Raw genomic sequence first — 18,915 nt, 5'->3', positions numbered from 1 at the left:
TCATTCCCCATGAGCACCCTGATCTGCGGTTCGCTGGCTTTCGACAACATCATGGTCTTTCCCGACCGTTTCAAGAACCACATCCTGCCCGAACAGATTCATATCCTGAACGTGGCGTTTCTGGTGCCCGAACTGCGTCGTGAATTTGGCGGTTGCGCCGGCAATATTGCCTACAACCTGATGCTGCTTGGCGGCGAGCCGTTGATCATGGCGACGGTTGGTGACGATGCTGCGGTCTACCTTGATCGCCTGGACAAACTCGGTTTGCCGCGTACGCATGTGCGTCAGGTGCCGGGCAGTTTCACCGCTCAGGCTTTCATCACGACCGATCTCGACGACAACCAGATCACGGCCTTCCACCCGGGCGCGATGAGCTTCTCGCACCTCAACAAGGTTGAGCAGGCCAAGACAGCCACTTTGGGGATCGTCGGGCCGGATGGCCGCGAAGGCATGATGCAGCACGCCCGTGATTTTGCGGCAGCAGGCTTGCCCTTCATCTTCGATCCGGGTCAGGGCATGCCGATGTTCAGCGGCGACGAATTGCTCGATTTCATGCGCCTCGCCGAGTATGCCTGTTTCAACGATTACGAAGCCAAGCTGCTTTGCGACCGCACCGGACGCAGCCTCGAACAGCTGGCCGGCGAGGTCAAGGCGCTGATCGTGACGCGTGGCGGTGAAGGTTCCGAAATTTACGCCGCAGGTCAACGCTACGACATTCCTTGTGTCGAGGCCGATCAACTGCTCGACCCGACCGGCTGTGGCGACGCTTATCGCGCCGGTCTGCTTTACGGTATTACCAATGGCTTCGACTGGCTGACAACGGGACGCCTGGCATCGGTCATGGGAGCCATCAAGATTGCTTCGCGCGGTGGCCAGAATCATCAACCGAGCCGCGAAGAAATTGCGGCGCGTTATCAACGTGCCTTTGGCACCCAGCCTTGGTGAAATCCATGAAAACCATTTCCCTGCTTTTCATTTCACTGGCCTTGCTGGCCGGTTGTGCAACCAGCAAGTCCGGCGATGTTTACAGTCGTGACCAGGCGCGCCGCGAAATGAATGTGCGCATGGGAACGGTTGAGTCGGTGCGTACCGTGGCGCTTGAAGGCACCAAGTCCGGCGTCGGTACCGTTGCCGGTGCTGCCGTTGGCGGCGTGGCCGGCAGCGGGCTGGGCGGCGGTAAAGGTCAGATCGTCGGGGCTGTGCTTGGTGCTGTCGTCGGTGGTCTGGCGGGTAGCGCCGTCGAGGAAGGCGTGACACGCAAGGATGCGCTGGAGATTACCGTCAAACTGGATAATGACCGGATGATCGTCGTTGTTCAGGAAGCCGCGCCGGGTGAGTTCCGTCCGGGCGAGCGTGTGCGGGTCGTTTCCGGAACTGGCGAGACGCGCATCACGCACTGAAACATCGCTGTCATTTTCGGGCAACGCGCATGTAACACGCGTCATCCAGACTGTTCTCCACAGACATACAAGGAGAACAACATGGAAAATATCCAAAAAGATGCGGGGCGTGTGCGTCCCAAGCGCCATACGCTCGATGTCGGGCTGGCGCGTAGCCCGAGTGAAATTCTTGATGCCCAGCGTCTGCGCTACCGTGTTTTTGCCGGTGAGATGGGCGCCAATTTGCCCTCCCGGACCCCCGGGGTGGATCACGACATCTACGACCCGTATTGCGACCATCTGGTCGTACGCGACACGCAAAGTGGCGAAGTGGTCGGCACCTATCGCATTCTTTCACCGGAAAATGCCCGCCAGATCGGCTATTACTCGGAAAACGAGTTCGATCTGACCCGTCTGCAGCATCTGCGCTCGCGGCTGGTAGAAATCGGTCGTTCCTGCGTTCATCCGGATTACCGTACCGGCGCGACGATCACGCTGCTCTGGTCCGGTTTGGCCCAGTACATGACCGAGCGTGGCTACGATTACCTGATGGGCTGCGCGTCGATCAGCATGGCTGACGGCGGCCATGCTGCGGCCAGCTTGTATAATCGCCTCTCGGAGGAACATCTGGGACCGCAGGAGTACCGTGTTTTCCCGCGTTGTCCATTGCCGCTGGCGGCCTTGCAACAGGATCGTCCGGCTGAGACGCCGCCCTTGATCAAGGGCTATTTGCGGGCCGGGGCATGGATTTGCGGCGAACCGGCATGGGATCCCGATTTCAACACGGCTGACCTGCCCATCCTGATGCCGATGGCCAAGGTTTCCAGTCGCTACGCCAAGCACTATTTGGGATAAATCGTCTGAGCCAGACCAATTTTTTGATTCGCAGCTTCCGTATTTTTCGACTGGCTCTGCTGGTTGTATTCGGCTTGATCGTTACGCTGCTCGTGTTTCCCGTTTGCAGCGATGCAGCCCGGCTCCGACTCAAGTCAAGCTGGGCGATTGCCCTGCTTGATGCGCTGGGTGTCGAGGTCGATGCCGATCTGGCACATGCCGCGCCTGGGGCGCTGCTCGTTGCCAACCATATCTCGTGGATCGATATCTACGTAATCAATGCCGCGCTGCCCTCGGCCTTTGTTTCGAAGGAAGAGGTACGGCATTGGCCGGTGATAGGTTGGCTGGCCGCAAAGAACGATACGATTTTCCTGCGCCGAGGCAGTCGGGGTCACGCCAAAATCATCAATCAGGAAATTGGTGACTTGCTGGCTCGTGGGCGCCATGTCGCGGTTTTTCCGGAGGGAACGACAACCGATGGCCGCAGTTTGCTGCATTTTCATGCCGCATTGCTGCAACCGGCACTGGTCGGTGGCTACCCGGTCTTGCCGGTGGCGCTCTCCTACTGGGAAGCCGATGGCCAGCGTAGTCTGGCGCCGCGTTACGACGGGGATATTTCTCTTGGCGAATGTACGCGGGCCATTCTCGGTCGCAAGCGTTTGATTGCCCGTCTTGTAACGACGCCGTTGCTGGGCCTGAATGGCGAGGACCGCAAGCAGGTCGCCGCTGAGGCACGCGAGGCGATCAGTCGAGCGGCTGGGCTTCCTCTGCCGAGCAGTTCACCTGAAATACCGAACGATCTTCAAGGCGAACCGCCGTCAGGTGGCCTCCCCACAGGCAGCCGGAGTCCAGCGCCAGAAAGTGCGGTAGCACTTTAAGACCGAGTGCCGACCAGTGGCCGGTAATCAATACCGAGTCAGCGTAGCGGGGGTTGGGCGCATCAAACCAGGGAATGTGGCCGGCCGGGGTGTTGCTCAGTTTGCCTTTGGCCTTGAATTCCATGATGCCTTCCGGTGTGCAGAAGCGCATGCGCGTCATGGCATTGACAATGACGCGCAGGCGCGGCCAGCCGCTCAGTTCGTCAGACCAGCCGGCTGGGTCGCTGCCCCATAGATTCTTGAGGAATTGGCGATAATCCGGGCCCCGCAGGGCAGCCTCGACTTCGCTCGACAGTGCTCTGGCTTGGCTGGCGGTCCATTGTGGCAACAGGCCGGCATGCACCATGCAATAGTCGTCTTCGGTGTAGCAGAGCGGTTGCTGGCGAAGCCAGTCGAGTAATTCGCTGCAGTCCGGGGCATCAAAGATGGCCTGCAAGGTATCGTCCTTGGCGCGAAATTTGGCCCCGCCTTCGGCCACCATCAGCAGGTAAAGATCGTGGTTGCCGAGCACGGTCACGGCCGCCGGGCCGAGCGATTTGATCAGGCGTAGCGTTTCCAGTGATTTCGGCCCGCGGTTGACCAGATCGCCGACCAGCCAGATGCGGTCATGCGCTGCGTTGAACTCGCATAACTCGAGCAAGCGGCAAAGGGAGTCGTAGCAGCCCTGAATGTCGCCGATTGCGTAGTTCGCCATTATTCGACGGTGACCGATTTGGCCAGGTTGCGCGGCTTGTCCACATCGGTGCCTTTGACCAGTGCGACGTGGTAAGACAGCAACTGCAGCGGGATGACGTGAAGGATCGGCGAGAGTTCGCCGTAATGTTCCGGCAGGCGCAGGATGTGCACGCCTTCCGATTCGGGAATCTCCGAGTCGGCATCGGCGAAGACATAAAGCTCGCCACCGCGTGCCTGGACTTCCTTGAGATTCGACTTCAGCTTGTCGAGCAACTGATCGTTCGGGGCAACCGAAATGACCGGCATGTTGGCATCAACCAGCGCCAGCGGGCCATGTTTCAATTCGCCGGCCGGATAGGCTTCGGCGTGAATGTAGGAAATTTCCTTGAGCTTCAGGGCACCTTCAAGGGCAATCGGGTAGTGCCGGCCGCGACCGAGGAAAAGGGCGTGGTGCTTGTCGGCAAAACGTTTGGCCCAGGCTTCGATATCCGATTCAAGGTCGAGGACCTTGTTGACCGCGACAGGCAGGTGGCGCAGTTGTTCGATATAGATGGCTTCCTGTTCGGCGCTCAGTTGCTGGCGCACCTTGGCCATGACCAGTACCAGCAGGAAGAGCGCGGCGAGCTGGGTGGTGAAAGCCTTGGTTGAGGCAACGCCGATTTCCGGGCCGGCGCGAGTGATGAAGCGCAGGGCGCATTCGCGAACGATGGCCGATTCCGGCACGTTGCAGATGGCCAGCGTCTTGGTCTGGCCGAGCGATTTGGCATGGCGCAGGGCGGCCAGCGTATCGGCTGTTTCGCCGGATTGGGAAATGGCAACGATCAGCTGGCGCGGGTTCGGTACCGAAGTGCGGTAGCGGTATTCGCTGGCGATTTCGACATTGCACGGCACACCGGCAATGGCTTCCAGCCAGTAACGGGCGGTGAAGCCCGAATGGCTGCTGGTGCCGCAGGCAAGAATCAGGATCGAGTCGATATCGGCCAGTAAATTGGCGGCTTCTGCGCCGAAAATGCCGGGCTGGATCGATTTGCTGCCGCCGACGATTTCCAGTGTGTTGGCCAGGGCTTCCGGCTGCTCGAAGATTTCCTTCTGCATGTAGTGCTGGTAATTGCCCAGCTCGACAGCGGCGGCCGAGAGTTGCGAGACATGCACCGGACGCTCGACCGGCGTGCCGTCGAGCCGGGTGATGCGGACTGATGTCGCGGTCAACTCGGCAATATCGCCATTTTCCAGATAGACCATGTTGCGTGTGACCTGGAGCAGCGCCGAGGCATCGGATGCGGCGTAGTTGCCGGTTTCCGAAACGCCGAGCAGCAAGGGCGAGCCTTCGCGGGTGACGACGATTTTGCCCGGCTGGCTGTGGTCGATGACGGCGATGGCGAAGGCGCCGACCAGGCGGCGGCAGGCAATCTGCACGGCCTTGAACAGGTCGGGCTCGCTTTTCAACGTGGCTTCGATCAGGTGGGCGATGCTTTCGGTGTCAGTGTCCGACGTGAAGACATAACCCTGGGCCGTCAGTTCGCTGCGCAGGCTTTCGTAATTTTCGATGATGCCGTTATGAACGACGGCGATCGTGCCGGAAACGTGCGGGTGAGCGTTGCGTTCGCATGGCACGCCGTGCGTTGCCCAGCGGGTGTGGGCAATGCCGGTTGTGGCGCTGGTCGCGGCCGAAGCGGCTTCAAGCTCGGCGACCCGGCCGACCGAGCGGACACGTTCGATTTCGGCGCTGCCGATGACGGCAATCCCGGCCGAGTCATAGCCCCGGTATTCGAGTTTCTTCAGCCCTTCAACGAGGACGGGAACGATGTTGTTGCCGGCTGCTGCCGCGACGATGCCACACATGACTGATCCTTAAACCTTGTAGTAATCGCGATACCAGGCGATGAAGCGGCCAACGCCTTCCTGGATGGGCGTGCCTGGGACGAAACCGACCCAGTCGTTGAGCAGCGAAGTATCGGCATAGGTCGCCGGGACGTCGCCGTCCTGCAGCGGCAGCAGGCGCTTCTCTGCCGTCTTGCCGAGCGCCTGTTCGATGGCGCCGATGAAGTCGAGCAACTGGACCGGATTGTTGTTGCCGATGTTGAACACGCGGTAAGGCGCATTGCTCGTCGCCGGATCGGCGGAAATCGCATCATATTCGGCGTTGACCGCAGCATTCTTGTCGAGCACGCGGATGACGCCCTCGACGATGTCGTCGACGTAGGTGAAGTCGCGCTGCATGTTGCCGTGGTTGAAGACGTCGATGGCACGACCTTCAAGAATGGCCTTGGTGAACAGGAAGAGCGCCATATCCGGGCGACCCCATGGGCCGTAGACCGTGAAGAAGCGCAGCCCGGTCGTCGGCAGGCCGAACAGGTGGCTGTAGGTGTGGGCCATCAGCTCGTTGGCCTTTTTGCTGGCGGCGTAGAGACTGACCGGATGGTCGACGCTGTCGTGTTCCGAGAACGGCATCTTGGTATTGCCGCCATAAACGCTGGAGCTGGAGGCGTAAACCAGATGCGCCACCTTGTTGTGGCGGCAGCCTTCGAGAATATTGGTGAAGCCGACCAGATTGCTGTCGATGTAAGCGTGCGGATTCTGCAGCGAGTAACGAACCCCGGCCTGAGCGGCAAGGTGAATCACCTTGTCGAACTTTTCGCTGGCGAACAGGGCTTCCATGCCGGCCCGGTCACCAACGTCGAGCTTGATGAAGCGGAAGTTGGCGTGGCTGGTCAGTCGGGCCAGGCGGTTTTCCTTCAGGCTGACTTCGTAATAATCGTTCAGGTTGTCCAGACCGACGACTTCGTCGCCGCGCGCAAGCAGGCGCAGCGAGGTGGTCATGCCGATAAATCCGGCTGCGCCGGTCACAAGAATTTTCATGGGCTTACCCGTGGCAATGGAAAGGTGATTTTACCGCAACGTCGCATCGGATTTTTGACGTTCCAGCATTTTGGAATATTTCATGAAGCTGTTGAAACAGCCGATGGCAATGTGGATCAGGCCGGGCAAACCGTCGCGGAAACCCTGGCGGATCAGGTAGAACTTGATGAAGCGGACCAGCGGGCTGAAGGCAATGCGGCCGAAGCTTGCCCGTTTGCCCGCCGCCAGTGCCATGTCGGCGGCCAGCGTGGTGTAGCGGTTTTGCTTGGTCAGGTAGCTGGCCAGCGATTCGGCCGAGTCGTGCAGCAGATCGCCCGACAGTTGGCCGATGGTGGCGCGGGTTTCGACTTTTTCATGGACGGCATCGTCCGACCAGCGTGCCTGACGGCGGTCGAACAGGCGCAGGCTCCAGTCGGGATAACCCTCGCCGTGTTTTAGGTAGCGGCCGAGGAAGCGATTGCAGCGTGGAAAGCGGAAAGCTGCGGTCGACGGCTGTTGCAGGGCAATTTCGATGCTTGTCTGCAAGGCCGGGCTGACTCGTTCGTCGGCATCGAGGCAGAGTACCCAGTCGTGGCTTGCCGCGTCGACGGCAAACTGTTTTTGCGGCCCGAAGCCCAGCCAGTCTTGCTGGATGACGCGGGCGCCGTAACGTTCGGCCAGCGCCACCGTGCCGTCGGTGCTGCCTGAGTCGACAACGATGATCTCGTCGGCAAAGCGCGCACTTTTCAGGCAATCCTCGAGCTGGGAGGCGGCATTGAGCGTAATGATCGCAACGGAGAGCGGCTGGCGCGTGGCAGGCATTTATAATCGCGGCTTCGAAAGCACGTATTTTATCTGCCGATGCGCATTCTGCTCGTGAAAACTTCCTCGCTCGGCGACGTGATCCACAATTTGCCCGTGGTCAGCGACATTCGCCGGCATTTCCCCGATGCCGCGGTCGACTGGTGCGTCGAGGAGAGTTTCGCGGCCATTCCCCGTCTGCACCCAGCCGTCGGCGAAATCGTCCCGGTTGCGATCCGGCGTTGGCGTAAAAAGCTGTTTCAGGCGCAGACCTGGCGTGAATTCGGCGCTTTTGGCCGCCAGATGCAGGCCCATCGTTACGATGCGGTGATCGACACCCAAGGTTTGTTGAAAAGTGCCTGGCTGGCCCGCCGTGCGCGCGGGCCACTCAGCGGTTATGCGGCAGATTCGGCGCGCGAACCGGTTGCCGCACGATTCTATGAGCGTCACTTCAGCGTCCCGACGACCGAGCATGCCGTCGTACGCAATCGCCTGTTGGTGGCTGCGGCCCTTGGTTACAGCATCGATGGTGGTCCGGATTACGGCATTGCGCCGCCAGCCGCCCAATTCGACTGGTTGCCGGAACGGCCTTTTGTGGTTTTTCTGACGGCCACCAGTCGCGATGACAAGCTCTGGCCCGAGACGCACTGGATCGAATTAGGTCGCCAATTGGGTGCGCTGGGCTATACCGCTGTCTTGCCGGCCGGTAGTGCGCCCGAGCGCGAGCGGGCGGCGCGTCTTGCGGTATCGATTCCGGGGGCCATCGCTGCGCCGCCGATGAACATTCCGCAACTGGCTGCGCTGCTCGGTTCTGCCCGGGCAGCGGTTGGCGTGGATACCGGGTTGAGCCACCTCGCCGTGGCCTTGAAAACGCCCACCGTTGCCTTGTACACCGCGACAGACCCCGGTTTGACCGGCGTACTCGGCAGTGGCTTCTTCCGTAATCTGGGTGGCAAGGCACAAATCCCGACGGTTTCGGCCGTGCTCGACGAATTGCAAGCGGCGCTTTCCTGATGGCGCGCCTGCTTTATTCGCTGTTCCTCTACCTGATCACGCCGCTGATCTGGCTGCGCCTGCTCTGGCGTGCCCGCAAGCAAGCCGATTACCTGCATCATCTCGGCGAGCGATACGGTTTTTACGCTCAGCCCGTGCCCGAAAAACTGATCTGGGTGCACGCTGTCTCGGTCGGTGAAACGCGCGCGGCGCAACCGTTGATCGAAGGTTTGCTGGCGCGTTGGCCCGGCTATCGCATCCTGCTGACCTGCATGACTCCGACCGGACGGGAAACCGGGCGTGAGGTCTATGGCGAGCGGGTTATCCAGGCGTATCTGCCGTATGACTACCCTGGCGCGGTCGACCGCTTTTTCAGGCGTTTTTCGCCGCTTTTCGGTGTCCTGATGGAAACCGAGATATGGCCGAATCTGCTCGCTTCCGCACAGAAAAACCGTGTTCCGGTAATGCTGGCCAATGCCCGTCTGTCGGTTCGTTCGGCGCGCGGTTATGGCCGTCTTGGCCGGCTTGTCCGCCCGGCCTTCGGCGTCCTCGCCGGTGTCTCGGCGCAGACGGACGGCGATGCGCTGCGCTTGGGTCAATTCGGTGCCGGGTCGGTCGAGGTTTGTGGCAATCTGAAATTCGACGTGGTGCCATCGCCCGAAAAACTGGCGCTGGGGCGTGACTGGAAAGCCGGGCTCGGGTCGCGCCCGGTCTGGTTGGCCGCGAGTATGCGTGAAGGTGAGGAAGCGTTGATTCTCGATGCCTGGCGTGCAGCGCGTGTGCCGGATGCCTTGCTCGTGCTGGTGCCGCGCCATCCGCAGCGGTTCAATGAGGTTGCCGACCTGATTGCCAGCCGGGGGCTGCGTTGCGAGCGGCGCAGCGTGGCGATGCCTGTCGCGGAGACGGATGTTTGGCTGGGCGACAGCATGGGAGAAATGGCGGCTTACTACGCCATGGCCGACCTGGCCTTCATCGGCGGTAGTTTGTTGCCGCTTGGCGGGCAGAATCTGATCGAGGCAGCGGCTTGCGCTTGTCCCGTGCTGGTCGGTCCGCATACCTTCAATTTCCTGCAGGCAACGCAGGATGCCATCGCGGCTGGTGCGGCGCGGCGCATTGACTCAGTCGAGGCGCTTGGACTGGCGGTCGAGCAACTACTGGGCAGTGTCGATGAACTGGCCGACATGCGCCAGGCGGCTAGCCGGTTTGCGCTGGCCCATCAGGGCGCAGCGCAGCGTACCCTGAATTTTATTGAACGGCAGGTCGCTCAAGCAAGGCGTTGATCTGGGCAATATCGTCTTCGCCCAGGGCGCCGACCGCACCCTTCAGGCGCAGTTGGGCGAGTAGCGTATCCAGCGTCGCCCGAGCCAAGTCGCGGCGGGTGACGTAGACCTGGTTTTCGGCGTTGAGCACATCGATGTTGATGCGTACGCCGACTTCGTAACCCAGCTTGTTCGACTCAAGGGCTGATTGTGACGAAACCAGCGCTGCCTTGAGGGCGCGGACCTGGGCCAGCCCGTTGACCACGCCGAGGTAGTACTGGCGGGCGGAAAGGGCGGCCGTGCGGCGCGCTGCTTCAAGGTTGGACAGGGTGGCGGTGCGATTGGCTGCGGCTTCGCGCTGACGCGATGCGACCTGGCCGCCCTGGAAAATTGGAATGTTCAGCTGGATGCCGATGTTCTGGTATTCGGTATCGATCATGCCCAGCGCGGTCGACCCGAAGGATTTGGCATTTCCGGCGTTGGCGACCAGATCGACGGTCGGGTAGTGCCCCGCGCGTTGCTTGCCAACCTCCCGTTCGGCGATGTCGGCATTGGCTTGCTGAACCTGGACGGCGATGCTGTCCTTTTCGGCTGCGGCAACCCACTGATTCATATCGTTGGGTTGTGGTGCAGTCAGCTCGGCATCCTTGCGCGTGGTGGCCAAGTCGCCCGCTTCCTTGCCAATGATGGCTTGCAGGCTGCGCTGTTTGACTTCGTAGTCGCTTTCAGCCGCAATTTCCTGTGCCACGGCGAGGTCGAAGCGGGCCTGTGCTTCGTGCGTGTCGGTAATGGTTGCCGTGCCGACTTCGAAATTCTTTTTGGCCGACTCGAGCTGCTGGGCGATGGCGGTCTTGTTGGCCCGAACGGCTTTGAGGTTTTCGATGGCGTAATTGACATCGAAATAAGCCTGGGCAACACGCAGGATCAAATCCTGGCGAGCTTGCGCGAAATTGGCTTCGGCCTGGGCAACCTGGATTTTCGACTGGTCGTAACTGACCCAGTTCTGCCAGCGGAAAAGCGGCTGGGACAGGGTCAGCTGGTAGCCGTTGCTGTTGAAATGCGGTTTGCCAAGCGTGGCACCGTTGAAGAGCGAGACTTCATTCTCGTTCCACACCGTATTGCCGGAAAGTGTCAGGCTCGGCAGCAGGCTAGCCCGGCCCTGGGGCATTTTTTCGCGGCCGGCATCGAGTGTGGCGCGGGCTGCGGCAAAGGTCGGATCGTTGTCCTGTGCTTCGCGGTAGACCTGCATCAGGTCTGCGGCAAACACAGGTGCAGCAAGCAAGGGTGAAAGAATCAGCCAGGCGAGTTTTTTCATGCCATCCTCAATATCGATGCATCGTGGGGTCAACTTCTCCTGCCCAGGCTTCTACGCCGCCAGCCAGGTTGTGCAATCGTGCATAACCCTTGCGTTCGAGAAACATGGCAACCTGCATGCTGCGTCCGCCGTGGTGGCAAATGACGACAAGCTCACGCTCCGGGTCGAGCTCATCGCAACGCAGGGGGACCGTGTGCATCGGAATGAGCAGCGAATCAGGCAAATGGCAGAGTTCGAATTCCCACGGTTCGCGCACGTCGAGCAGAATCGGCTTGGGCTGGCTGTCATCAGCCAGCCATTCGGCCAGTTGGCGTGCGCGAATCTGCTGCATCAGAACGAGAAGCCTGATTCGGGCGTGGTGCCGTCGATTGCCGGAATGACCGTTTCGAACAGGTTGACCGTGTTGTAGATGCCATCGGCGGTACAGGTGATCAACTGGGCTTGCATGACCGGGGCCAGGCCAACCGTGACGGCAAGACGGCCACCGACGCGCAGTTGCTTGAGCAAGGCGGCGGGCAGGGTGGGCAGGGAGCCGGAAACAACAATTGCGTCGTACGGACCGGACTGGCTCCAGCCTTGGGCACCATCGGCAACTTCGACCGTGACGTTGGCGACACCGGCGCGTTCCAGGTTCTGGCGAGCGGATTCAGCCAGTGCCGGGCGGGATTCGACCGTCACAACGTGTTCGGCGCGCGCTGCCAGCAAGGCCGCCATGTAGCCGCTGCCGGTGCCGATTTCGAGAACCTTGTCGGTTTTCTTGATGCCGAGTTCCTGCAGCAGTTTGGCTTCGACACGCGGTGCCAGCATGACCTGGCCATCGCCGAGCGGGATTTCCATGTCGGCAAATGCCAGGTTGCGGTAGGCGGTCGGTACGAAATCTTCGCGCTTGACCACGAAAAGCAGGTCAAGCACCTGCGGATCCAGAACCTCCCAAGGGCGGATCTGTTGTTCAATCATGTTGAAACGTGCTTGCTCGATATTCATGTGGGTCTCCGCAGGCTTAATATTAGCACAAGCTAATATATTGATTCCGAGAAAGCAAAATTATACCTGACTCCCGCGCAAGCCTTGGCGCAGGAGATCCATGTGAATTTGCAGGTAAAGACCTGAATCGCCTTCGCTGTTTTGGCAGCAGGCCATTGAAAAGCGCCAGATCAACAGCATCAGGATGGGGGCGATGATCACGTCGATGGTTGTTTCAACATCCATGCGCCGGAATTCGCCGGAGGCCATGCCGCGCTCAAGGGCTGCGCCGACCAGGGCTCGCCCGCGCTTGATGACGTTTTCGTAATAGAAAAGTGCGACGTCGGGAAAATTTCTGGCTTCGGCAACCATCAGTTTCGGGATGCCGGCCAGTCGTGTTTGGCCGATCTTGCTCCACCAGTTACCGAGCAGTTTTTCCAGCAGGTCGAAACTGCTGCCGCTATGTTGGGCGGCAATGGCCTCGTTTTCGGCTACAACCGGGACGATACCTTCCTGAATGACCGCCTTGAACAGCGCTTCCTTGCTGTCGAAGTAGAGGTAGAGCGTACCTTTGGATACGCCGGCGCTGAGGGCGACATCTTCCAGTCGCGTTGCGGCGAAGCCTTTTTCGACAAACAGGCTGAGCGCAGCTGTGGTCAGCTCCGAAGGACGGGCTTCCTTGCGACGTTTACGGGCGGGTGGGGAGGCTGACATGGGTAACTTAATGACTCGCTGGTCATTAAGTTACCACTTCGTCTTGTCTGCGGTCAACGACCTTCCTTGATCATCCGGCTGCTGGCCGGCTGGATGGGGCGTGCGTTGTTGCGGTACAGCCGGCTGAAGATGTTGATCTGCTCCGGCGAAACCTGGACCGGCTGCTTCATGACCAGCCAGAGCACCCCTTCGGTACAGGGTGGGGTCGTCAGCGAGCCCATGTAGGTGTAGTAATTCTGGTCGGAAGGCAGCAGGTTGGCCGGGTTGATGACCGGGCCGGGCGGCGAGACCTCGACGTTTTTCTCTAGGGGCATGTTGTTCCAGAGCGTCTGGATGAACGGATTTTCGCTGCCACGCTCAAGTAGCACGGCAACCACGGCCAACTGGCCTTCGTCCGATTTATGCACCAGATGCACCACCATGTCGAAGCGCTGGCCGTTGACCTTTTCTTCGGAAGGGCGATGGAAATGGAACTGGACCAGTTCGTAGGTTTTCCCGGTCAGGCTGATCGAGCTGTCGCCGACGGCAACCTGCACGGTGTGTCCATTGTCAATGATGCGGAAGGTTGATGGACGGTAGCTGAACTTGATCTGTTCGAGATCGACCTTGATGCCTTCCTTGATGTCGATCGGTGACTGACGCTGGCCGATGGCACAAGTCTTGTTTTTCGGATCGATCTTGGCCCAGTTATCGGGGCCGCCTTCGCCGTCATAAGACCAGTGAATGTGGGCATGCTGGAGTGCCGGTTCGCTGTGTGCCAATTCCAGCATGTAACCGCCAGTCTTTGCCTGTTTGGCAGGTTTGGCCGGCGATGAGCTGTGCACCACGACGTGGCTTGCCTTGGGCGGTGCGGCTTTCGGTGGCGCCGGCTCATGCGCGGCCTCTGCTGGAGGTTTCAGGTTCGGCTTGATTGAAATCGGCGCAGCCTGCTCGGCCTTGGCGGCAGGGGCATGGCTGGTGTCGGATGCCTTCATTGCACCGGACTTGGCGAGATCTTTCTTGATCATCGCTTCGTTGGCTTCTTTCAACTGGCTGGTTGCCTCGTTGGCTTTTTGGGCAACCTCGGTCACGCTTTCCTTGGCCGGGCGGCAAACTTCGCGCAGGACCTTGTCGTCGAGCGTGCCGGTACGGACCGGCAATTCGGCACCCTTGATCTCTTCTTCGCGAACGACTTCCGACTCGTTTTTCTTGTAAATGCGCTTGATTGTGCTGGCATTGCGCGAGCCGCAGTCGTAGCGGGTGATCGCTTCAATAACCCGGTAGCCGGCGCCGGACTTGGCATCGACGATTTCCTTTTCGAGGATGACCCGTCCCTGGGCTTGAACCTTGCCGCCATCTTCACGTTTGATGCTGGTCCGGTCGAGTTCGATCCGTTTTCCCGGTTCGGACGAGATGGTTTGCCAGGTCGGTGCGGCTGCCGCGCACCACGGCAGCGTCGCCAGCAGGGCGGCAATAGTCAATAAGCGCATGTTTAACCCCTTTGATTTTGTTTCTTTTTCGCTTGCCATGGATATTTCGGTCAAAATTGAGAAATCTTGAGCAAGGAATGTCATTCCTTGCATTTTGCCTGTGTTTCCAGTAACTTGCAGCCCACTCGTTAGGGGTGTCTGCCGCCATGTTTTGCTGCGGTCGACTGAGAAAAACCCTTCGAACCTGACCGGGTCATGCCGTCGTAGGGAAACGAACTCTCCGTTGGAACCAGATCGCTCCTTGCCCGTCTTACCCGCTGTGTCCCCGCATGGAGCTCCAATGAACGCCAAAGAACAATTCCTCGCCGCCAACGCCCACGTCGACGAGGCTGCAGTCCAGCCGCTGCCTAATTCCCGCAAGATTTACATCGAAGGTTCGCGCCCGGACATTCGAGTGCCGATGCGCGAGATCATGCAGGATGACACACCGACCGCCTTCGGTGGGGAAAAGAATCCGCCGATCTACGTTTATGACTGCTCCGGTCTGTATTCCGACCCGGATGCCAAAATCGACATCCGTTCCGGCCTGCCGGCTTTGCGTGCCCAATGGATCGCCGAGCGTGGCGATGTTGAAGAACTGCCCGGCCTGAGCTCAGAATTCGGCCAGAAACGAGCCGATGACAAGTCGCTCGACGAACTGCGTTTCCCCGGCCTGCACCGCAAGCCGCTGCGCGCTAAGGCCGGCAAGAATGTCAGCCAGATGCACTACGCCCGCCAGGGCATCATCACGCCGGAGATGGAGTACGTCGCCATCCGCGAAAACAACAATCGCCGTGCCTATATTGAAAGCCTGAAGAATACTGGTCCGATGGGCGAGAAAATGGCCAAGCTGCTCGGTCGCCAGCACCCGGGCCAGAACTTCGGGGCCAGCATCCCGGAAGAAATCACCCCGGAATTCGTCCGCAGCGAAATCGCCCGTGGCCGCGCCATCATCCCGAACAACATCAACCACCCGGAAAGCGAGCCGATGATCATCGGCCGCAACTTCCTGACCAAGATCAACGCCAACATCGGCAACTCGGCGCTCGGCTCCAGCATTCAGGAAGAAGTCGAGAAAATGACCTGGTCGATCCGCTGGGGCGGCGACACGGTGATGGACCTGTCTACTGGCAAGAACATCCACGAAACCCGCGAATGGATCATCCGCAACAGCCCGGTCGCCATCGGCACCGTGCCGATCTATCAGGCGCTGGAAAAGGTCAACGGCAAAGCCGAAGACCTGACCTGGGAAATCTTCCGCGACACGCTGATCGAACAGGCCGAACAAGGCGTCGACTACTTCACCATCCACGCTGGCGTCCTGCTCCGCTACGTGCCGCTCACCGCCAACCGCATGACCGGCATCGTCAGCCGTGGTGGCTCGATCATGGCCAAATGGTGTCTGGCCCACCACAAGGAAAGCTTCCTCTACACCCACTTCGAGGAAATCTGCGAAATCATGAAGGCCTACGACGTCGCCTTCAGCCTCGGCGACGGCCTGCGTCCCGGCTCGATCTACGACGCCAATGACGAAGCCCAGCTCGGCGAACTCAAGACCCTCGGCGAACTGACCCAGATTGCCTGGAAGCACGACGTGCAGGTGATGATCGAAGGCCCCGGCCATGTGCCCATGCACATGATCAAGGAGAACATGGACCTGCAGCTCGAATACTGCGATGAAGCCCCGTTCTACACCCTCGGCCCCTTGACCACCGACATCGCGCCGGGCTACGACCACATCACCAGCGGCATCGGCGCCGCGATGATCGGCTGGTACGGCACGGCCATGCTCTGTTACGTCACGCCGAAAGAACACCTCGGCCTGCCGGACAAGGATGACGTCAAGACCGGCATCATCACCTACAAGCTGGCCGCCCACGCCGCCGACCTCGCCAAGGGCCACCCCGGTGCGCAGATCCGCGACAACGCCTTGAGCAAGGCGCGCTTCGAATTCCGCTGGGACGACCAGTTCAACCTCGGCCTCGACCCGGACAAGGCGCGTGAATTCCACGACGAAACCCTGCCCAAGGAATCGGCCAAGGTCGCCCACTTCTGTTCGATGTGCGGCCCGCACTTTTGCTCGATGAAGATCACGCAGGAAGTGCGTGAGTTCGCGGCGCAGCAAGGCGTCGACGAACAAGCGGCGCTGGCGAAAGGGATGGAAGTGAAGTCGGTCGAGTTCGTGAAGGCCGGGGCTGAGGTTTATAGCAAGGTCTGAGTGGCAGTATCCAGAATGAAAAAGGCGGCCATTTGGCCGCCTTTTTGTTTGTTCCGGATTTTTGCCAACTACATTCCGAGCGATTTCAGCAAATCGTCGTGCTCGCTGGATTCAGCGGCTTGCACCGGGGCTTTGGCCGGCATGGCGGCTTGGGCAATCAACTCGTCGGGATCGGGAGCATCGCTGGCTTCGAAGTCGAACAGCTTGATGAACTCAGTGCCATCGATTGCCATTTCGAGATAGAAAATATTGTTGCGCCCGGTATGGAAGGTGACGCGACGGGCTTCCGGCTTGTCGAGGTTGGTGTCGACGCTGAGCATGACCTGCTTGTTGAGAACCAGCATCTTGGGCTGGTTTTGCGTGATCTGGGTTTGTAGTTCGCGGGCAACCTTGCCGGTGAAATCGCCGACGATCTGGTTCATCAGTTCGCCCATCACGTTGCTGACTTCGTCTGCGGTGTGCGAGCTGGCCAATTCATCCTTGGCCATGCCCATGTTGAGCATGTAGCTTTCGTACAGCTCCATTGCTGCCTGCGACGAAAAGTTGATCACCACCAGCCCCGAGAAACCACCGTCGAACAACACGAAGCAGCCGATATCCGGCTTGAGACAGGTCTTGGTGATGCGCTGGACCATGCCGGAAAAATGGATCGGGCTTTGCGTGGCGACGGTCAGTACCCGCGACACTGAATTGCACAGACTCAGCAGGATATCTTCGGTGCCGAATACGACTTTTTTTTCTGGAGTGCTCATGGGCTAATCGTCCTGCTGGATAGGTATTGCGAATATATAGCACAGCTGACCGGCGTCGACGGTGGCTGCGCTGAATGAATTTCAAGGATTCGTCGAAAATGCCATTTCTCGATGGTTGACCGCGGCATTGGCATTTTGCTGCTTATTTACCGTTGAAGGTTTCCCGCCAGGCGCTCGGCGAAACGCCGAAGGCTTTGCGGAAGTGGTGGCGCAGGGTGACGGATGAGGCGAAGCCGGCGAGGTCGGCAATTTGCTCGATATCATGTTCCGTGCCTTCGAGCAGGCGCTGGCTCAATGCCAGCCGTTGTCCGAGCAACCACGCGCTGACGGTGCTGCCGGTGAGTTGCCGGAAATGGCGGGTAAAGGTGCGACGGCTCATCAGCGCACGTTGGGCCAGGCTGTCGAGTGTGTGCGCTTGCGCCGGATTGGTGCGCACCCAGTCGAGCAATTCGGCCAGTCGCGAGTCGTTGGCGCTGGCCGGGACGGGTTGCTCGATGAATTGCGCCTGTCCACCTTGCCGGTGCGGCGGAACAACCAGGCGGCGAGCGACGCTATTGGCCGTTTCGGCTCCGTATTCCTGGCGCAGCATGTACAGGCAGCAATCAATCCCGGCGGCGGTCCCGGCTGAGGTCAGTATCTGGTCGTCGGCAATGTACAGAACATTGGCGTCGACTCGGGTCAGCGGATAACGTCGGGCGAAATCTGCGGCGTAGGCCCAGTGGGTTGTTGCCCGACGTCCGTCGAGCAGGCCGGCAGCAGCCAGTACGTAGGCACCGAGGCACAGGCCGACGATGGTCGCGCCGCGCTGTGCAGCTGAAGTCAGTGCGCTGAGTAATGCGGCTGGCGGCGTCTCGGTCGGATCGCGCCAGCTCGGAATGATGACGATGTCGGCATCAGTCAGGGCTTCCAGCCCGTGACTGACGTGAATGTCGAAGCCGGCGGTGGTCTTCAGGCTGCCCGGTTCGACGGCGCAGACGGTGAGTTCAAATGACGGGACACCCGGATGGGCATCACCGAAAACGACGCAGGGAACAGAGAGGTGGAAGGGGCTGATCCGTTCGAAGGCGACAACGGCGATGCGAAGCTTGGACATTGGGTTCGGTCTCGATGCAACAGGATTGGCCCGATATTATCGTTAATTGTCTATTGGGCCACTTACCGGCGGTTGAGGTTCTGCGAATAATGGCGCCATCCCAACGCCAACAAGGAAACGATCATGTCTCAAATCAAGCGGGCGCTTATCGTCATCGACGTGCAAAACGAATATTTCACCGGAAATTTGCGGATCGAATATCCGGATGTCCGGATTTCACTACCGAATATTGTCCGGGCGATGGATGCGGCGCAGGCCGCCGGGATTCCGGTGGTGGTGGTGCAGCATCTGGCGGCAGAGGGGGCCCCTGTTTTTGCCAGGGGCAGCGAGGGGGCCGCAATTCATCCCGAAATTGCCGGTCGACCGCGCAATCACCACATTGAAAAATCGTTGGCCAGCTGTTTCGTCGGCACCGATCTGGAGGCGTGGTTGCGCGAGCGTCAGATCAATACGTTGAGCATCGTCGGCTACATGACGCACAACTGTGACGATTCGACGGTCCGCCAAGCGGCACACGCCGGCTGGAAAGTCGAATTGCTGCATGATGCCGCCGGTTCTCTGCCTTATGCCAACGCAATCGGTTCGGCAACGGCCGAGGAAATCCATCGCGTTTTCACGGTCGTGATGCATACCGGTTTTGCCGCCGTGGTCAGCACCGATCAATGGCTGGCGGCTGTCGCCGAACACAAGGCTTTGCCGGCTGACAATATTTATCTGTCGAACCAGCGCGCCATTGCGCAGCGTTGAGCCGAATT

At 59.9% G+C, this 18,915-nt stretch carries 18 protein-coding genes, 1 pseudogene and 1 riboswitch; of the genes and pseudogenes, 8 read left to right on the top strand and 11 right to left on the bottom strand.

The window, feature by feature from the left end; all coding sequences use genetic code 11:
- Window positions 1–9: 9 nt before the first annotated feature.
- From GBK02_RS00695 to GBK02_RS16810, 4 genes and pseudogenes are all read left to right on the top strand, one after another.
- Window positions 10–945: a carbohydrate kinase family protein gene (locus GBK02_RS00695; RefSeq protein WP_203467868.1), complete on the top strand. Its 936-nt coding sequence runs from the start codon at window positions 10–12 to the stop codon at window positions 943–945.
- Window positions 946–950: 5 nt separating this feature from the next.
- Complete coding sequence (locus GBK02_RS00690; RefSeq protein WP_203467867.1) at window positions 951–1,400, top strand: glycine zipper 2TM domain-containing protein; 450 nt, start codon at window positions 951–953, stop codon at window positions 1,398–1,400.
- Window positions 1,401–1,481: 81 nt separating this feature from the next.
- Window positions 1,482–2,234, top strand: coding sequence for a GNAT family N-acetyltransferase (locus tag GBK02_RS00685; protein WP_203467866.1), 753 nt, complete (start codon window positions 1,482–1,484; stop codon window positions 2,232–2,234).
- A gap of 92 nt (window positions 2,235–2,326) precedes the next feature.
- Window positions 2,327–2,764, top strand: a pseudogene (locus tag GBK02_RS16810) (lysophospholipid acyltransferase family protein); the annotation flags it as partial.
- A 193-nt stretch (window positions 2,765–2,957) separates the two neighbouring features.
- Here the strand turns inward: GBK02_RS16810 and GBK02_RS00675 are convergent.
- Genes GBK02_RS00675 through GBK02_RS00660 form a run of 4 tightly spaced genes read right to left on the bottom strand, consistent with a single transcriptional unit; the run spans window position 2,958 to window position 7,426 of the window.
- Window positions 2,958–3,785: a symmetrical bis(5'-nucleosyl)-tetraphosphatase gene (locus GBK02_RS00675; RefSeq protein WP_203467865.1), complete on the bottom strand. Its 828-nt coding sequence runs from the start codon at window positions 3,783–3,785 to the stop codon at window positions 2,958–2,960.
- Window positions 3,785–5,608: a glutamine--fructose-6-phosphate transaminase (isomerizing) gene (gene glmS, locus GBK02_RS00670; RefSeq protein WP_203467864.1), complete on the bottom strand. Its 1,824-nt coding sequence runs from the start codon at window positions 5,606–5,608 to the stop codon at window positions 3,785–3,787. The genes GBK02_RS00675 and glmS overlap by 1 nt, the downstream gene beginning before the upstream one ends.
- A 9-nt stretch (window positions 5,609–5,617) precedes the next feature.
- Window positions 5,618–6,625, bottom strand: coding sequence for an NAD-dependent epimerase (locus tag GBK02_RS00665; RefSeq protein WP_203467863.1), 1,008 nt, complete (start codon window positions 6,623–6,625; stop codon window positions 5,618–5,620).
- A gap of 30 nt (window positions 6,626–6,655) precedes the next feature.
- Window positions 6,656–7,426: a glycosyltransferase family 2 protein gene (locus GBK02_RS00660; RefSeq protein ID WP_203467862.1), complete on the bottom strand. Its 771-nt coding sequence runs from the start codon at window positions 7,424–7,426 to the stop codon at window positions 6,656–6,658.
- Window positions 7,427–7,480: 54 nt separating this feature from the next.
- On the opposite strand from GBK02_RS00660, the gene waaC reads away from it, so the two are divergent.
- Window positions 7,481–8,419, top strand: coding sequence for a lipopolysaccharide heptosyltransferase I (gene waaC, locus GBK02_RS00655; RefSeq protein ID WP_239003111.1), 939 nt, complete (start codon window positions 7,481–7,483; stop codon window positions 8,417–8,419).
- Complete coding sequence (gene waaA / locus GBK02_RS00650; protein ID WP_203467860.1) at window positions 8,419–9,678, top strand: lipid IV(A) 3-deoxy-D-manno-octulosonic acid transferase; 1,260 nt, start codon at window positions 8,419–8,421, stop codon at window positions 9,676–9,678. The genes waaC and waaA overlap by 1 nt, the downstream gene beginning before the upstream one ends.
- Here the strand turns inward: waaA and GBK02_RS00645 are convergent.
- The 5 genes from GBK02_RS00645 to GBK02_RS00625 are packed head-to-tail and all read right to left on the bottom strand — an operon-like array spanning window position 9,644 to window position 14,118.
- On the bottom strand, window positions 9,644–10,972 hold the full coding sequence (locus GBK02_RS00645) for a TolC family outer membrane protein (protein ID WP_203467859.1): 1,329 nt from the start codon (window positions 10,970–10,972) through the stop codon (window positions 9,644–9,646). The two genes, waaA and GBK02_RS00645, sit on opposite strands and share 35 nt — an antisense overlap.
- 7 nt (window positions 10,973–10,979) lie before the next feature.
- Window positions 10,980–11,303: a rhodanese-like domain-containing protein gene (locus tag GBK02_RS00640; RefSeq protein WP_203467858.1), complete on the bottom strand. Its 324-nt coding sequence runs from the start codon at window positions 11,301–11,303 to the stop codon at window positions 10,980–10,982.
- Window positions 11,303–11,956: a protein-L-isoaspartate O-methyltransferase gene (locus GBK02_RS00635; protein ID WP_203467857.1), complete on the bottom strand. Its 654-nt coding sequence runs from the start codon at window positions 11,954–11,956 to the stop codon at window positions 11,303–11,305. The genes GBK02_RS00640 and GBK02_RS00635 overlap by 1 nt, the downstream gene beginning before the upstream one ends.
- Before the next feature lie 60 nt (window positions 11,957–12,016).
- Window positions 12,017–12,649, bottom strand: a complete 633-nt coding sequence (locus tag GBK02_RS00630) for a TetR/AcrR family transcriptional regulator (RefSeq protein ID WP_203467856.1) — start codon at window positions 12,647–12,649, stop codon at window positions 12,017–12,019.
- A gap of 53 nt (window positions 12,650–12,702) precedes the next feature.
- Window positions 12,703–14,118, bottom strand: coding sequence for a carbonic anhydrase (locus GBK02_RS00625; protein ID WP_203467855.1), 1,416 nt, complete (start codon window positions 14,116–14,118; stop codon window positions 12,703–12,705).
- A gap of 120 nt (window positions 14,119–14,238) precedes the next feature.
- Window positions 14,239–14,345: riboswitch (TPP riboswitch) on the top strand.
- Window positions 14,346–14,398: 53 nt separating this feature from the next.
- Here GBK02_RS00625 and thiC point away from each other — a divergent pair.
- Window positions 14,399–16,315 carry a phosphomethylpyrimidine synthase ThiC gene (thiC, locus tag GBK02_RS00620; protein ID WP_203467854.1) on the top strand — a complete coding sequence of 639 codons (1,917 nt, stop codon included), beginning with the start codon at window positions 14,399–14,401 and terminating at the stop codon, window positions 16,313–16,315.
- Between the two features lie 68 nt (window positions 16,316–16,383).
- Here thiC and GBK02_RS00615 read toward each other — a convergent pair whose 3' ends face one another.
- Together GBK02_RS00615 and GBK02_RS00610 are read right to left on the bottom strand one after the other, a co-directional pair.
- On the bottom strand, window positions 16,384–17,067 hold the full coding sequence (locus GBK02_RS00615) for a DUF3334 family protein (protein WP_203467853.1): 684 nt from the start codon (window positions 17,065–17,067) through the stop codon (window positions 16,384–16,386).
- A gap of 142 nt (window positions 17,068–17,209) precedes the next feature.
- Window positions 17,210–18,160 carry a GlxA family transcriptional regulator gene (locus GBK02_RS00610; protein WP_203467852.1) on the bottom strand — a complete coding sequence of 317 codons (951 nt, stop codon included), beginning with the start codon at window positions 18,158–18,160 and terminating at the stop codon, window positions 17,210–17,212.
- Between the two features lie 123 nt (window positions 18,161–18,283).
- On the opposite strand from GBK02_RS00610, the gene GBK02_RS00605 reads away from it, so the two are divergent.
- Window positions 18,284–18,907, top strand: coding sequence for a cysteine hydrolase family protein (locus GBK02_RS00605; RefSeq protein WP_239003110.1), 624 nt, complete (start codon window positions 18,284–18,286; stop codon window positions 18,905–18,907).
- Window positions 18,908–18,915: the final 8 nt, after the last annotated feature.

The sequence above is a fragment of the Dechloromonas sp. TW-R-39-2 genome (assembly GCF_016864195.1).
Classification (GTDB): Bacteria; Pseudomonadota; Gammaproteobacteria; order Burkholderiales; family Rhodocyclaceae; genus Azonexus.
Note: the sequence above shows the minus strand (reverse complement) of the source record. Positions and strands in the feature narration are given on the sequence as shown.